Origin of the sequence: Glycomyces terrestris, assembly GCF_003933745.1 — a bacterium.
Lineage (GTDB): Bacteria > Actinomycetota > Actinomycetes > Mycobacteriales > Micromonosporaceae > Glycomyces > Glycomyces terrestris.
Genome location: NZ_RSEB01000001.1, coordinates 1000569 through 1015564, shown reverse-complemented (window position 1 = coordinate 1015564; position 14996 = coordinate 1000569). Strand labels below are relative to the sequence as shown.

16 protein-coding genes are annotated in these 14996 nt (G+C 72.6%); 9 read left to right on the top strand and 7 right to left on the bottom strand.

Features of this window, described 5'->3' with window-relative positions; translation table 11 throughout:
- From EIW28_RS04825 to EIW28_RS24095, 3 genes are all read right to left on the bottom strand, one after another.
- Nucleotides 1-582: a PadR family transcriptional regulator gene (locus EIW28_RS04825; protein WP_125246537.1), complete on the bottom strand. Its 582-nt coding sequence runs from the start codon at nt 580-582 to the stop codon at nt 1-3.
- Between the two features lie 118 nt (nt 583-700).
- Nucleotides 701-1114, bottom strand: coding sequence for a DUF4439 domain-containing protein (locus EIW28_RS24100; protein WP_158630287.1), 414 nt, complete (start codon nt 1112-1114; stop codon nt 701-703).
- On the bottom strand, nt 1111-1503 hold the full coding sequence (locus EIW28_RS24095; RefSeq protein WP_158630286.1) for a hypothetical protein: 393 nt from the start codon (nt 1501-1503) through the stop codon (nt 1111-1113). Before EIW28_RS24095 ends, EIW28_RS24100 begins: the two co-directional genes overlap by 4 nt.
- 82 nt (nt 1504-1585) lie before the next feature.
- Between EIW28_RS24095 and rimP the strand changes: the two genes are divergently transcribed.
- From rimP to EIW28_RS04795, 5 genes are all read left to right on the top strand, one after another.
- Nucleotides 1586-2047 carry a ribosome maturation factor RimP gene (gene rimP, locus EIW28_RS04815; RefSeq protein WP_125246536.1) on the top strand — a complete coding sequence of 154 codons (462 nt, stop codon included), beginning with the start codon at nt 1586-1588 and terminating at the stop codon, nt 2045-2047.
- A gap of 77 nt (nt 2048-2124) precedes the next feature.
- Nucleotides 2125-3159: a transcription termination factor NusA gene (gene nusA, locus EIW28_RS04810; RefSeq protein ID WP_125246535.1), complete on the top strand. Its 1035-nt coding sequence runs from the start codon at nt 2125-2127 to the stop codon at nt 3157-3159.
- On the top strand, nt 3134-3508 hold the full coding sequence (locus EIW28_RS25590; RefSeq protein ID WP_408612180.1) for a YlxR family protein: 375 nt from the start codon (nt 3134-3136) through the stop codon (nt 3506-3508). The genes nusA and EIW28_RS25590 overlap by 26 nt, the downstream gene beginning before the upstream one ends.
- 81 nt (nt 3509-3589) lie before the next feature.
- The gene (infB, locus tag EIW28_RS25335; protein ID WP_125246534.1) at nt 3590-6505 is read left to right on the top strand and encodes a translation initiation factor IF-2; all 2916 of its coding nucleotides are present in this window, start codon (nt 3590-3592) and stop codon (nt 6503-6505) included.
- Nucleotides 6506-7942, top strand: a complete 1437-nt coding sequence (locus EIW28_RS04795) for a DUF7782 domain-containing protein (protein ID WP_125246533.1) — start codon at nt 6506-6508, stop codon at nt 7940-7942. It abuts the gene before it with no gap.
- Between the two features lie 30 nt (nt 7943-7972).
- Here the strand turns inward: EIW28_RS04795 and EIW28_RS04790 are convergent, their stop codons facing one another.
- The 3 genes from EIW28_RS04790 to EIW28_RS04780 all read right to left on the bottom strand — a co-directional run bounded on the left by EIW28_RS04790 (nt 7973) and on the right by EIW28_RS04780 (nt 10481).
- Nucleotides 7973-8620, bottom strand: coding sequence for a response regulator (locus EIW28_RS04790; RefSeq protein ID WP_125246532.1), 648 nt, complete (start codon nt 8618-8620; stop codon nt 7973-7975).
- On the bottom strand, nt 8611-9873 hold the full coding sequence (locus tag EIW28_RS04785) for a sensor histidine kinase (protein WP_125246531.1): 1263 nt from the start codon (nt 9871-9873) through the stop codon (nt 8611-8613). The genes EIW28_RS04790 and EIW28_RS04785 overlap by 10 nt, the downstream gene beginning before the upstream one ends.
- A gap of 80 nt (nt 9874-9953) precedes the next feature.
- A complete protein-coding gene (locus EIW28_RS04780) occupies nt 9954-10481 on the bottom strand; it encodes a DUF6069 family protein (protein WP_125246530.1) in 528 nt (175 codons plus the stop codon).
- A gap of 160 nt (nt 10482-10641) precedes the next feature.
- Here EIW28_RS04780 and EIW28_RS04775 point away from each other — a divergent pair, with 160 nt between their 5' ends.
- From EIW28_RS04775 to truB, 4 genes are all read left to right on the top strand, one after another.
- Entirely contained in the window at nt 10642-10938 is a 297-nt protein-coding gene (locus tag EIW28_RS04775; RefSeq protein ID WP_125246529.1) for a DUF503 domain-containing protein, read from the top strand.
- 141 nt (nt 10939-11079) lie between these two features.
- Nucleotides 11080-11532 (top strand): 30S ribosome-binding factor RbfA, encoded by a 453-nt coding sequence (gene rbfA / locus EIW28_RS04770; RefSeq protein WP_125246528.1) that lies wholly within the window; start codon nt 11080-11082, stop codon nt 11530-11532.
- Nucleotides 11529-12860: an MATE family efflux transporter gene (locus tag EIW28_RS04765; protein WP_125246527.1), complete on the top strand. Its 1332-nt coding sequence runs from the start codon at nt 11529-11531 to the stop codon at nt 12858-12860. The genes rbfA and EIW28_RS04765 overlap by 4 nt, the downstream gene beginning before the upstream one ends.
- A gap of 216 nt (nt 12861-13076) precedes the next feature.
- A complete protein-coding gene (truB, locus tag EIW28_RS04760) occupies nt 13077-13988 on the top strand; it encodes a tRNA pseudouridine(55) synthase TruB (protein WP_125246526.1) in 912 nt (303 codons plus the stop codon).
- 25 nt (nt 13989-14013) lie between these two features.
- Here the strand turns inward: truB and EIW28_RS04755 are convergent, their stop codons facing one another.
- Nucleotides 14014-14868, bottom strand: coding sequence for a helix-turn-helix domain-containing protein (locus EIW28_RS04755; RefSeq protein WP_197717062.1), 855 nt, complete (start codon nt 14866-14868; stop codon nt 14014-14016).
- Nucleotides 14869-14996 lie beyond the last annotated feature (128 nt).

Sequence of the window (14996 nt, the reverse complement as noted above, 5' to 3'; positions counted from 1 at the left end):
TCACCGGCTCTCTCGGACGGTCTCGGTCTCGGGCTGCTCCGCGTGCGCGGCGAAGGGGCTTGGCGCCGGCGGCCCGGTGCGGGCGACGACGGCCTCGGTGTGGTCGAGCCAGCGCACCTCGGCCTCGGCGCGGAAGATCATGGACTCCAGGACGAGTCGCCAGGCGAGCTCGGCGTCGTCCTCGGCGGCCTTGAGGCGGGTGTACTCCTGGAGGAGTCGGAGGGTGGCCGTGCGCTGGCGCTGGATGACGTCGGCGACGTCGACGCCGGGCGTGGTGACGGCGAGCGCGAGCTTGATCGTGAGCTCGTCGCGGGGGCGGTCGGCGGCCTGCACGGGGGAGGCGAACCAGCCCGCGAGCTGGCGGCGGCCGGCGTCGGTGATCCGGTAGGGGCGCTGGCCGGACTCGTTCTCGGGCAGGGCCTCGACGAGCTGGTCGCGTTCGAGCCGGTTGAGGGTGGTGTAGACCTGGCCGATGTTGAGCGGCCAGGTGTTGCCGGTGGCGCTCTCGAACGCGGCGCGCAGCTGGTAGCCGTAGGCCGGGCCGCGTTCGAGCAGCGCCAGGAGGCTGTGCTTGACACTCATGTGCAACCTCGCATCGCTGGGGACACTCTTCACGTCGAAGAGATACTCAGTAGGGTATAGCGGGTATGCAAATGATGGATACGCGGTATGGCCTATGGCTGTTCCGGCAGTTCAGCCCCTATGCGGGCCGTCCGGGCCACGGGTTGGCGGCGGCCTGCCCGATCGCGCGGCGCCACCGGGCGAGCGCCACCGCCGAGGCGGCGTACATGTCGAGGCACCGCTGCCGCTCCTGCGGGTCGGCCGCGGCCACGCCCGCCCGCCAGGTCGCGGTCACGTCCGTCTCGACCTTCGTGAGCAGTTCCTGCGCGGCGGCCGCGTCGGCGATGGCGCCGACGTCGTAGCCGGCGGCGGGCGCGGGCGCCTCGGCCCCGGCGGCCGCGTAGTGGTCCAGGAGCGCGTCGCGGCGCGAGCGGTGTTCGGCCTCAAGGGCCTCGGCCTGGTCGCGCGGGGCCCCGTCGAGGTGCACGGCGGCCGCGCCGCACGCGAAGATCGCCGCGTACTCGGCCTGGAGGCCGGTGTCGGTGGCGGTCACGCGATCACCGCCGCGTGGGCGGCGCGGCTGGCCGCGATCTCGCCGAAGAGCACGGCGTAGTCGGACTCGGTCGTCATGCACGACGCGGCCGCCTCGGCGCTCCCGGCGGTCTCGGCGGCGGCGAGCGCCTCCGCGTCGGCCGGCGGCTCGGCCTTCTCCTCGGAGATGGAGCTGGGCCGCAGCAGCCGCTCCAGGGTCTCGGCGTGCGTGCGGTGGTCGGCGGCGATCTCGCTGTAGCCCAGGGCTTCGGCGCCCTGCGCGAGGGCGCGCGCCGTGCGCAGCGCGGCGGTGAGGTCGGCGTCCGAGATGGTGATCTGCGCCTGCTCCGTGCAGCCGGCGGCGGCGAGTGCGGCCGCGCCGATCAGGAGTCCGCGTCGGGTCGTGAACACCCCCCCAGTTTCCCAGGCTGCCTTTCCATTCTGACTCCGGGCGGTTAATCTCGGCGAAATAGGCGATGGGAGAGGAGTGCGCATGGGATCCGAGCAGCGCGCCGAAGTGGAGTCGATCCTGGCCCCGGCGGTGTCGGCCGCGGGCTACGACCTCGAGGGGCTCACGGTCACCAAGGCCGGGCGGCGGCTCCTGGTGAGGGTCCTTGTGGACAAGGACGGCGGGATCAGTCTGGACGATGTGGCCGTTGTCTCGAAAGCGTGCTCGAAGGCCCTGGACGAGTCCGACTCCACGGGCGGGCCCTTCGCCGACACCGCATATACCCTGGAAGTGTCGTCGCCGGGCGTCGACCGTCCGCTGACCGAGCCCCGGCACTGGCGGCGTAATATTGGGCGCTTGGTAGCCGTGAACATCGGGGAGGAGCCCGTCACCGGGCGGATCGCGGATGCCAGCGAGCGGGGGATTGAACTAGAGGCCGACGGCGTGCGCCGCTCGGCCACCTATGCCGAGCTGGGGCCCGGCAAGGTGCAGATCGAGCTGCGATGAGCGTCCGAAGGCGACGCCACCGGCTCGCACGCCTTGAACGGCCGCGGTGAGGACAACTCAAGACTTAAGGAGAACGGGTGCATATCGACCTGGCCGCGCTGCGGTCGCTGGAACGCGAGCGCGACATCCCTTTCGAGACAATCCTCGGCGCTATCGAATCGGCGCTGCTGACCGCCTACAAGCACACCCCCGGGGCCGATGAGCGCGCACGAGTCGTGGTCAACCGCGACAGCGGGATCGCCAATGTCTTGGTGCCAGTGTTGAACGAGGACGACGAGATCGTCTCCGAGCGCGACGACACCCCGGAGGGCTTCGGGCGCATCGCCGCCCAGACCGCGAAGCAGGTCATCCTCCAGCGGCTCCGCGAGGCCGCCGACGAGGTCAACTACGGCGAGTACTCCGGCAAGGAGGGCGACATCGTCACCGGCGTCGTCCAGGCCCACGGGGAGCGCAACGAGCGCGGGATCGTCACCGTCGACCTCGGCAAGATCGAGGCCACCCTGCCGCTGAACGAGCAGGTGCCCGGCGAGACCTACGAGCACGGGAAGCGCATCCGCGCCATCGTGATCCAGGTGAACCGCACCGCCCGCGGCCCGCAGATCACCCTCTCGCGCACCCACCCGGCACTGGTCAAGAAGCTGTTCGCGTTCGAGGTGCCCGAGATCGACGAGGGCGCCGTGGAGATCCCGGCGATCGCGCGTGAAGCCGGTCACCGTTCCAAGATCGCGGTGCGCGCCACAACGAAGGACGTCAACGCGAAGGGCGCGTGCATCGGCCCGATGGGCTCGCGCGTGCGCGCCGTCATGAGCGAGCTCGGCGGCGAGAAGATCGACATCGTGGACTGGAGCGCCGACCCGGCGCAGTTCGTGGCGAACGCCCTGTCCCCGGCGAAGACCCTGTCGGTGCGGGTCGTGGACGAGTCCACCCGCTCGACGGAGGTCATCGTCCCGGACTACCAGCTGTCGCTCGCGATCGGCCGCGAAGGCCAGAACGCGCGCCTCGCGGCGCGCCTCACCGGCTGGCGGATCGACATCAAGTCCGACGCGCACGTGTCCGGCGGCACGAAGGAGGAGACCGGCCCGGCCGGTGGCGGCCGCCGCTCCGGGAGGTAGACTTATCAACGGATCGCAACGTGACGCAGCGGTAGTCCGCACCTGTGTGGGATGCCGCAGACGTGCTTCCGCTTCCGAGCTGCTGCGCGTCGTCGTTCGACGCTCTGAGGGTTGCCAGAACCGTTTGGTTCCGGACCCGCAGCGCCGCCTCAGCGGCCGCGGAGCCCATGTGCACCACTCTTCGAACTGCCTTGAACAGGCAGTTCGCAAGCGTGCGTTCGCCCGGGCGCTCAGAATCGAGGGAGCCGTGGACGTCGCCGCGGTGCGAACCCTTGTCGAGTCGGAGTCGGCCGAGAGGCCGACTCCCGCACACGAAGCAGGTAGAGACCGAATGAAGACCACGCGATGAAGTTCTCCCGATGAACTGGTTGTCAGTGGAAGGCTGAGGTCGGCGGGCGCTGCCCGTACGGCCTCGAATGTGAGGAGTGCAGTGGCAGCAAAGCCCCGCGTACATGAACTTGCCAAGGAACTGGGCACGACGAGCAAGGAACTGCTCTCGCGCCTGGGCGACATGGGCGAGTTCGTGAAGTCAGCGTCGAGCACGGTCGAAGCGCCGGTGGCGCGTCGGCTGCGGCAGGAGTACGCCGACGCCCAGGGCGCCCCGGCCGCGTCGGCCGGGAAGACCGAGTCCCCGACGCCCGAGCCCGCGAAGTCGGCGGCGGCGAAGCCGCGCCCGGCCGCGCCGAGCCCGTCCAAGATCATGCAGGCCAAGGTCGACGCGAAGGTCGAGTCCGTGGCCAAGAAGGCCGCGAAGAAGGCCGCCCCGAAGCCGGGCGCGCCCGCCTCCGCGGCGCCGAAGCCGGGCCCGAAGGCCCCGGCCGCTCCGGCCCAGCCCGAGATCAAGCCCGCGTCCGCCCGCGACATCGAGGTGGCCGCGGAGCAGAAGCGCGCCGAGGAGCTGCTCAAGCGGCAGCAGGAGCAGGCCGAGGCGGCGCGCGTCGCCGCGGCGGCCCCGAAGCCCGGCCCCAAGCCCGCGCCGGCCGCCCGCCCGGGCGCGCCCAAGCCGGGCCCCAAGAACCCGTTCGGAGTCGGCGGCGGCACCGGCGCGAAGCCGCGCCCGGCCGCCCCTGAAGGCGGCGGCGACCGCCCCGGCGGTCCCCGTCCCAGCCCGCGCATGATGCCTCCGCGGCCGAACCCGGGCATGATGCCCGGTCGTCCGGCCGGCGGCGGCCGCGACGGCGGCGGTCCCCGCGGGGCCCGCGGCGGCGGTCGCGGCGGACCCGGCGGCGGCGCTGGCCGCCCCGGCGGCGGTGGCGGTCGTCCCGGTGGGGGCGGCGGCAACTACCGCGGCACGTTCGGCGGTTCCGGCGGCGGCGGTGGCGCCGCGGGCGGCACCGGCGGTTCCGGTCCTTCGACCGGCGCGCCGGCTCCCTACCGCGGCGGCGGCGGCCGCGCGGGCGGCGGCGGCAAGGCGCGCGGCGGCGGTGCCGCGGGCGCGTTCGGCCGCGGCGGACCCCGCGGCAAGTCCCGCAAGTCGCGTCGCCAGCGGCGCCAGGAGTTCGACAACCTCGCAGCGCCGAGGATGCAGTCGGGCGCTCCGCGAGGCAACGGCGAGACCATCCGCCTCGCCCGCGGCGCGTCGCTCTCGGACTTCGCCGACAAGATCGGCACCCTGCCGGGCACGCTCGTCCAGGAGCTGTTCTCCCTGGGCGAGATGGTGACCGCCACGCAGTCCGTGTCCGAGGAGACCTTCGAGCTCCTCGGCGAGCACCTCGACTGGGACATCAAGATCGTGTCCCCCGAGGAGGAGGACCGCGAGCTGCTGTCGCAGTTCGGCATCGACCTCGACGCCGAGGACAAGGACGACTTCGTCCCGCGTCCCCCGGTCGTCACGGTCATGGGCCACGTCGACCACGGTAAGACGAAGCTGCTGGACGCCATCCGGTCGTCCAACGTCGTCGCCGGCGAGGCGGGCGGCATCACCCAGCACATCGGCGCGTACCAGGTGCACGTCGAGCACGACGGCGAAGACCGCGCGATCACGTTCATCGACACCCCGGGCCACGAGGCGTTCACCGCCATGCGCGCCCGCGGTGCGAACGTGACCGACATCGTGGTCCTCGTGGTCGCGGCCGACGACGGCGTCATGCCGCAGACGGTCGAGGCCCTGAACCACGCGAGCGCCGCCGGCGCCCCGGTCGTGGTCGCCGTCAACAAGGTCGACCTGCCCGACGCGAACCCGGCCAAGGTCCGCCAGCAGCTGACCGAGTACGGCCTGGTCGCCGAGGAGTACGGCGGGCAGACCATGTTCGTCGACGTCGCCGCCAAGCCGCGCATCGGCATCCAGGACCTGCTCGAAGCGGTGCTCCTGACCGCCGACGCGTCCCTGGAGCTCGAGGCCTCGGAGACGGGCAACGCGCAGGGCATCGCGATCGAGGCGCACCTCGACAAGGGCCGCGGCCCGGTCGCGAGCGTCCTGGTCCAGAAGGGCACGCTGCGGGTCGGCGACTCGATCGTCGCCGGCGGGGCCCACGGCCGCGTCCGCGCGATGCTCGACGCCGACGGCAACAAGGTCACGGAGGCGACCCCGTCGTTCCCGGTCCAGGTGCAGGGCCTCGCGTCCGTGCCGATGGCCGGCGACGTGTTCCTCGCCGCCGACGACGACCGCACGGTCCGCCAGATCGCCGAGCAGCGCCAGGCACGGCGCCGCGCGGCCCAGCAGGCGGCCCGCGTCTCGCGCACCACGCTCGAGAACCTCATGGACAAGATCGCCGAGGGCGAGCGCACCACGCTCTCGCTCATTATCAAGGGCGACGGCGCCGGCTCGGTCGAGGCCCTCGAAGAGGCCCTGGTCGCGTTGGAGATCCCCGAGGAAGTGCAGCTGCGCGTCATCCACCGCGGCGTCGGTCCCGTCACCGAGAACGACGTCAACCTCGCCGCGGCGGGCGACGGCGAGTCGGCGACGATCATCGCCTTCAACGTGCGGGCGGAGGGTCGCGTGCGCGACATGGCCGACCGCGAAGGCGTGGACGTCCGGTACTACACGGTCATCTACCAGGCGATCGAGGAGATCGAGACCGCGCTCAAGGGCATGCTCAAGCCCGAGTTCGAAGAGGTCGCGCTCGGATCGGCCGAGATCCGCGAGGTCTTCCGCTCGTCGAAGCTCGGCAACATCGCCGGTGCGCTCGTCACCAGCGGCTCGATCAAGCGCAACGCGAAGGTCCGCCTCATGCGCGACGGCGCGGTCGTCACCGAGACGACCATCTCGTCGCTGCGCCGGTTCAAGGACGACGCCAACGAGGTCCGCGAGGGCTTCGAGTGCGGTTTCACCTTGAAGAACTACAACAACATCGAAGAGGGCGACATCGTCGAAGCCTTCGAGATGCGCGAGAAGCCGCGCGCGTAAGTGCGGCTCCTCCAGACCGATGCCGCGGCGCGGCTCGGCGAGGCCCTTCGGGGCTTCCGCCGGGCCGCGCTGTCGGCCGTCCACGGCCCGGAGACCCTGGCCGCCGCCGACCGCGGCGACTACCGGGCCCTCCTCGCGCAGTGCGGGGACGACCCCCTCGGGGTCCTGACGCGGCTGTTCGTCGCGGGCGTGCCCGTCCCCGCCGCGGCCGCCGCGAACGCCTTGGCGCCCTTCACCCTCGACGAGGCGCTCGCCTGCGGCCTGCTCACCGGCGGCGGCGAGGTCGCGGCCGGCTGGGGCGCCCAGTTCGAGGGCGACCGGCTCCTGCTCTCCGACCAGCTGCCGAACACCACGGGCGGGCGCACCCGCGAGCACGTCCTCGGCGTCGGCGGCGCCTCCCGCCTCCTGCTCGACGCCACCCTGCGCGACCCGGTCGGCAGCGCGCTCGACCTCGGCACCGGCTGCGGCGTCCAGGCGCTCGCCCTCACCGGCCACGCGGCGGCCGTGACCGCCACCGACCTGAGCGGCCGCGCCCTCGCCTTCGCGGCCCTGAACGCCGCCGTCAACGACGCCGACCTCGAACTCCTGCAAGGCGACCTGCTCGCCCCGGTGGCCGGCCGCGCCTTCGACCTGGTGGTCGCGAACCCGCCGTTCGTGATCGCGACGCCCGGCTCCGGCTGGACGTACCGCGACGGCGGCCGCGAGGCCGACGGCGTCGCCGCCGAGCTCGCCGCCGCGTCCACCGCGCTGCTGCGCCCCGGCGGCACCATGCAGTTCCTCGCGAACTGGCTGCACCGCAAGGGGGAGGACTGGTCCGAGCGCGTCGCCGGCTGGTTCCCCGACGAGGGCGCGCTCGTGTGGGCGGTCGAACGCGAAGCGCTCGACCCGCTCGACTACGTGCGCACCTGGCAGCGCGACTCGGGGGAGTCGCACGACGCCGAGCAGGCCGCCGCCTGGCTCGACTGGTTCGAGTCCGAGGGCGTCGACGCGGTCGGCTTCGGGTTCGTCGCCGTGCGCAGGATCGACGGCCCCAGCCGGATCGTCTGCGAGGAGGTCCGCCACGCCGTCGCGACCCCCTGGCGCGACCGCGTCGCCGACCGGCTCGCGGTGCTCGAGCGCCCGGTCGAGCCGGAGGAGCTGTGGGAGGCGCGCCTGCGCGTCGCCGACGGCGTCGTCCTCCAGCAGACCGCCGCGGTCGGCGCGGAGGGCTGGGACGTCGACCGCCAGTGGCTCCAGCAGGCCGAGGGCATGCGCTACGCCGAGGAGGTCGACCCGCTCCTGGTCGCCTTCATGGGCGCCTGCGACGGCACCGCCGAGGTCCGCCTCCAGGTGCAGCTCCTCGCCGACACGTACGGGGCGGAGCCGGCGCCGCTGTACGCCCAGCTCTACCCCGTGCTGCGCCGCCTCCTCGAACGCGGCTTCCTCGCCCGCGCGTAAGGACGCCGGGCCGGTCGCCGCGCGGGACGGCTAGGACCGCAGGTACGCGAGGACGGCCTTCACCCTGCGGTGGTGGTCGCCGTCCTCGCTGCTGAGCGCCAGCTTCGTGAAGATGTTCCGGATGTGCTTCTCGACCGCGCCGTCGGAGATGAAGAGCTTCTTGCCGATCGCCTTGTTCGAGTGGCCCTCGGCCATGAGGCCCAGGACCTCCTTCTCGCGCGGCGTCAGCGTCGCGACGGGGTCGTTCTTGCGGCGCCTGACCATGAGCTGCGAGACCACCTCCGGGTCGAACACGGTGCCGCCCGCGGCGACCCGCCGCAGCGACTCCATGAAGTCGTCGATGTCGATGACCCGCTCCTTGAGCAGGTACCCGACGGCGCCCCGCGCGTCCGCCAGCAGGTCGTCCGCGTAGGAGACCTCCACGTACTGGCTCAGGATGAGCACGGGCGCGCCCGGGACGAGCTCCCGGGCGCGGGTGGCGGCCCGCAGGCCCTCGTCGGTGAACGAGGGCGGCATGCGCACGTCCACGACGGACACGTCGGGCCGGTGCTCGGCGACGGCCTCCACGAGCGCGTCGCCGTCACCGACCTCGGCCACGACCTCGCATTCGAACTCCTCCAAGAGCTTCACGAGCCCGGAACGGATGAGCACGGCATCGTCTGCGACGACTACACGCACGGAACCTCCACGACGATCACGGTCGGACCGCCGTCGGGGGAGTCGATGGTCCACTGGCCCTCGACGGCCTTGACCCGGTCGGTGAGGCCCGAGAGCCCGTGCCCCTTCGAGACGTGCGCGCCCCCGACGCCGTTGTCGCCGACCGAGAGCACCAGCCTATCGCCCCAGTCCTCGACCGACACGGTCGCTTTGGTCGCACGGGAGTGCTTGGCCACGTTCGTGAGGCACTCGGCGGTCACGAAGTACACGGTGCTCTCCACCGCCGCCTTGTACCGGCCGTTCAGGTCGGTCTCCAGCTCCACCGGCACGAGCGAGCGCGCCGCCAGGGCCGCGAGCGCCGCCTCCAGGCCGCGGTCGGTGAGGATCGGCGGCGCGATGCCCCGCGAGAGCGACCGCAGCTCGTCGATGGTCTCGCGCGTCTGCGCGATCGCCGACTCCAGCGTCTCCTGCGCCGCCTCGGGATTGGTCGCGAGCTGGCGCTTGACGCGGGCGAGCTCCATGCCCAGGCCCACCAGGCGCTGCTGCGGGCCGTCGTGGATGTCGCGCTCGATGCGCCGCAGCGCGTCCGCCTCCGCCGAGGTCGCCGCGGCCCGCGACTCCTCGAGCTCGTCGATGCGCTGGTGCAGGCCCGAGATCGAGGTGAGCATCCCCTTGCCGATGAGCGCCTCCGCCATCGCCATGCCGCGGATGACCGGCACGATCGTCAGGACCATGACCGCGCCGCCGATGAGCGTGAGCGCCGACATCGCCAGGTACGAGTCGCCCCAGCCGAGCCAGGTGGCGGCGATCTCCAGGCCCTGCTCGGACTCGCCGGTCGCGGCGATGACGATCCAGCCCCACAGCGGCCACGTCACGGTCGCGATCGTGGCGGCCCACCACGCGACCGCGATCGCGAACCCGGCGATCGCCACCGGCAGCACCGCGACCGCCCACAGGATGTTCAGCCACGACTGGCCGTCGGTGAGCGCGGTCAGGAACCGCCGCAGCGCCGAGGCGTCCTCGGGCGCCCGCTTGTAGCGCGGGCGCGGCAGCTCGCGGTTCAGGACCGCCGGGAGCATCGAGCGGCCCGCGGCGGCCATGCCGCGCATGGCGAACATCGTGGCCGCGGCGATGGGCACGCCGATCCAGATGACCGCGGTGCCGACGCCGAGGACGGTCCCGACGACGCCGATGATGAAGGAGGGCAGGGCAATGAAGAACATCGACAGCAGGTAGCCGGTGTCGATCCCCAGTTGCCGGAGGCTTCTACGCATGCGTCAACAGTAGAAAAGCGGGACGCCCGGTACGACCCGGCGGTCCCGCTGATTCCCGGTAGGGCAGGCCCTACCCCCGGTCAGAGCATCCCGGTCCCCGCGGCGCTCGGCCGGGTCGCGATCCCCGCGACGGAGTTGAGCAGGCTCACGATGCACAGCCCGATCAGCAGGTTGATCGCCGCGGTCGCGATCTGCGAGGTGGTCTCGGCCGCCACCGTGAACGGGATGAGCACGCCCACCGCGATCACCAGCAGCATGATCCAGTTGAAGAACGCCATCGGGCGCGGCATGAGCATGAGCAGCATGTGCACGGCCCCGGTCGCCAGGATCGCCACCGCGAACGCGCCGAACGCGTACGTCGTGGTCATCGCGTCCCCGTACGCGCCCGCGTCCGAGGGCGACAGGATGTGGATGCCGAGCACCCCGCGCACCAGCAGGATGCCCACGAGGGCCACGAGCGCGGCCACCACGGCCGTCCCGAAGCCGCCCGCCCACAGCTTCCCCGCGTTCACGACCGGGTGGTCGTCCGGCTGCGGCGGTGCGGACGGGTATGCCCGCGTGGGCTGCTCCTGATAGTTCCGGTCCCAGCCGCTCTGCGGTGACGCCATCGCTCCTCCTCGGTCCGTCTCCGGCCTCATGTTGGCAGGTACCCGTGACGGAGGTCGCGAAACCGGCGATTTCCGGCCTTGCTCGGGTTACGGTCGGCAAGCGGGCGCCGCGGCCGTTAAAGATCTTGGGGAAGTCGGGGACGGCGCGTAATCTAGAGCGGTGTTCACCGGATGCGTTGAATTCGACCTCCTCCTGCCCCCGGACTCCCGCTCGCTGAAGGCCAAGCGCTCCTACGTGCGCCCGATCGTCGCCTCGCTGCGGAAGTACGAGGTCGCGGTCGCCGAGGTCGGCGACCAGGACGTCCACGGGCGCACTACGATCGGCGTCGCCGCCGTCGCGGGCGACCACCGGCACGTCAGGGAGATCCTCGACGCCTGCGAGCACCACGTCGCGGGCCGCCCCGAGGTGGAGCTCCTCAGCGCCCGGCGGCGCGTCTTCGGTCCCGAAGATGAATAGCGGGGCCGAATAACGCCGCCGAGGAGCGGGGCCGAATTCGGGCACCGGCGAGCAGTCAGTAACCGCGCCCGCGGACGGGCGCGGTGGACCAAGGCGCATCCGACCAGAGATGCGCGCGAACGCAGAAGGCAGGGGAGAGCGATGGCAGACGCGGCGAAGCGGGCCCAGGTTTCCAAGCGGGTCATGGAGCTGACCGCGCAGGCGGTCCGCAAACTCAAGGACCCCCGGGTCGGCATGGTCACCATCACCGACGCGCGCATCACCTCGGACCTCCGCGAGGCCACGGTCTTCTACACCGTCCTCGGCGACGAGGACCAGGTGAAGGCGTCCGCGGCGGGCCTGGAGCGCGCCACCGGGCACCTGCGCACCACCGTCGGCCGGGCCCTGGGGATGCGGCACACGCCGTCCCTCACGTTCATCGCCGACACCGTCCCGGACCAGGCCAACCGGATCGAGGAGCTCCTCGCGAAGGCCGCCGCGGCCGACGCCGAGGTCCACAAGATCGCCGAGAACGCCACCTACGCCGGCGACGCCAACCCGTACATCGAGAAGGACGACCCCGAGGACGAGGCGTCCGAGACCGCCGAGCGGTGAGCCCGGCCGCCCCCGCCGGGCCGGTCCTGCCGAAGCCGGCCTCCTACCGGAAGATCGCCTCCCTGGCGCTCCCGGCCCTCGTCGTCCTCGCCGCCGAGCCGATCTACCTGCTCATCGACACCGCCGTGGTCGGCCACCTCGGCGCCGTGCCGCTCGCGGGCCTCGCGCTCGGCGGCGTCATCATGGGCCTCGCGCCGCTCGTCGGCGCGGTCCTCGCCTACGGCACCACCGCCCGCGCCTCCCGCCGCTACGGCGCGGGCGACCGGGCCGGCGCCGTCGCCGAAGGCGTCCAGGGCACCTGGATCGCGCTGGCGGCCGGCCTGCTCATGATCGCGGCGATCGAGGTCGCCGCGGGCCCGCTGGCGCGCCTCATGGGCGACGACCCGGCCGTGGAGGCCGCCGCGGCCGAGTGGCTGCGCGTGGCGATCCTCGGCGCGCCGTTCCTCCTGGTCGCCGGGGCCGGCCAGGGCTGGATGCGGGCCGTCCAGGACACGCGGCGGCCGATGTGGTTCGTGTCGGCGTCGTTCCTGCTCTCGGCGGTCCTCGCGCCGGTCCTGGTCTACCCGGCCGGCCTCGGCCTGGTCGGCTCGGCGTGGGCGAACGCCGTCGCGCAGGCCGTCTCCGGCACGCTGTTCCTGCTGGCGCTGCGCCGCGAGCGGGTCGCGCTGCGCGTCGACTGGCCGCTCCTGTCGAAGCAGCTGGTCGCCAACGGCGACTTGATCATCCGCGGCGTCGCGTTTCAGGTGAGCTCCTTCTCGGCCGCGGCGGTGGCCGCCCGGGTCGGCACGGCCGCGCTCGGCGCGCACCAGATCGGCATGCAGCTGTGGTTCTTCGCGGCCCTCGCGCTCGACGCGGTCGCGATCGCCGCCCAGGCCCTCATCGGCGCCGACCTCGGCGCGGGCCGGCCCGAGGCCGCGAGGGCCTCGGCGAAGCGCATCACCGTCGTGGGCGTCGGCTACGGCGTGCTGTTCCTGGTCGCGGTGCTCGCGCTCGTGCCGGTGCTGCCGGGCCTGTTCACCTCCGACGCCGCCGTCCACGACCAGCTCGGGCGCATCTGGCCGTGGCTGGTGCTGCTGCTGCCGGTCGCGGGCGTGGTGTTCGCGCTCGACGGTGTCCTCATCGGCGCCGGCGACCTGCGGTTCATGCGGAACATGACCGTCGTCTCGATCGCGAGCGGGCTGCCGTTCACATGGCTGACGCTCGTCTTCGACTGGGGCCTCACCGGCATCTGGGGCGGGGTCGCGGTCTTCATGCTGGTGCGCCTCGGACTCATCCTGTGGCGCTTGCGGTCCGGTGACTGGGCCGTCACCGGCGCCGAGCGCTCCTGACGACAGCTGTCTCACCATGTGAATTCTCGGCTGTGAAGCGCCTGAACCTCCGTTAAGGTGTCGAGGATGAACACCGATTCATCGCCTCGACGCAAGCGCCGCGCCCGTCCCAACACTTGGGATGAAGAGAAGGCGGAGGCGCTGCGCGCCCTCCAGGAGTCGCTCGACCGCCACCAGTAGCCCGCCTCCGGCGGCGGCGCGTTAGCGTGTACGACCGTGACCGCAGCGCAGAACGGCCCGCAGCCGGGCCTCATCGTCGTCGACAAGCCGCAGGGCATCACCTCGCACGGGGTCGTGTCCCGGATGCGCCGCATCTGCGGCACCCGCAAGGTGGGCCACGGCGGCACGCTGGACCCGATGGCCACCGGCGTCCTCATCGTCGCCGTCGGCAAGGCCACCAAGCTGCTGACGTACGTGTCCGGCCTCGACAAGTCGTACGCCGCGACGATCCGCCTCGGCCAGGCCACCGTGACCGACGACGCCGAGGGCGAGACCACCGCGACCGCCGACGCCTCCGCGGTCGCCGAGGACGCGATCCGGGCCGGCCTCGCGGCCATGACCGGCGAGATCGACCAGGTGCCGAGCGCCGTCAGCGCCGTCAAGGTCGAGGGGCAGCGCGCCTACAAGCGGGTGCGCGAAGGCGAGGCCGTCGAGCTCAAGCCGCGCCGGGTCACCATCGCCGCGATCGAGGTCCTCGCGATCCGCCGCGAAGGGGCCTTCACCGACGTCGACGTCGACGTCTCCTGCTCCTCCGGCACGTACATCCGCGCCATCGCCCGCGACCTCGGCGCCGCCCTCGACGTCGGCGGCCACCTGACCGCCTTGCGCCGCACCAGGATCGGCGGCTTCGGCCTCGACGCGGCCGCCACTCTCGAGGCGCTGGCCGAGCGCGCGGAGGCGGGGGAGCCCCTCGGCGCCCTCACGATGGGCGAGGCCGCGGCGCGGCTCATGCCGACCCGCACCGCCACCGACGCGGAGGCCAAGGCCCTCTCCTACGGCAAGCCCCTCAAAGCCGCCGGCATCGCGGGCCGCTACGCCGTCCTCGACGCGGCCGGCGAACTCCTAGCGGTCCTCACCGAGCAGGGGGACACCGCCAGACCCGAGACGGTCTTCGCCGCGGCCAGCTGACGCCGCCCGGGCCCGATTGTCGGACTTACCGCGGCGCCAGGACCTCGCTTCTGAAGGCGATCGGGGTCCTGCCGGTGCGCTGGGCGAAGAACTTGTTGAAGTTGGTGGCGCTGGAGAAGCCGAGGCGCTCGCCGATGCGGGCGGCCGGGACCGAGGAGCACGCGAGCATCCGCTTCGCCTCCAGCACCACCCGCCGGTCGATGAACTCCTTGGCGGGCATGCCGACCGCCGCAATCGTGGCGCGCGAGAGCGTCCGCGGCGAGCACGCCAGGGCCTCGGCGTAGTCGCTGAGCGTCCGCGTGTTCGCGAAGTCGCGCTCGACCGCGTCGCGGAACGACAGGTACACCTCGCTGTGCTCGGCGCCGGCCGCCGCGCCCGGCAGGCTCGCCACCCGCAGCACCAGGACCGCGAGGAGGTGCCGCAGCACCTGCCGCCGCGTGTCCGGCGCGAGCCGGTCGGCCGAGTGCTCCCACTGGAGCTGCGTGGTCGCCGCCCGCAGGAGCGCGTGGTCCTCGGCCGCCGGCACCCGCAGCACCGGCGCGTGCGGGTCGTCGGCGCACACCCCGATCGCGGTGTCGGGGTCCAGGAACCCGGTCGCGAAGCGGATGACCGTGCCCTCGGCCCGGTCGAGCGCGCCCCACTGCTGCACCTGCCCGGGCCGCGCCCACAGCCACTGGCCCGGCGCGAGCGCGTGCTCGCGGAAGTCCACGGCATGGCGCAGCGACCCCGAGGTCAGCGTGACCAGGCAGTGCCGGTCCGGCCGGAACGGCCGGCCCAGGGCGGCGCCGCTCGCGCGCAGGCGCGAGAGCGTGAGGATCTCGAACGACGGGGCCGGTGCGCCGAACGGCTCGGCGAGGCACTCGGCGGCGCCCGGGAACAAGCGTCCCGATATGTCATCTTGTCGCGTATTCACCAGCATCGAGTGGTACTTTATCCGGTTTTTCGCGACCGCGAGGTGACTCCCGATCATGGGCGGCCGCCCTGGGGACTTGTTCAAATTTGAAGTAG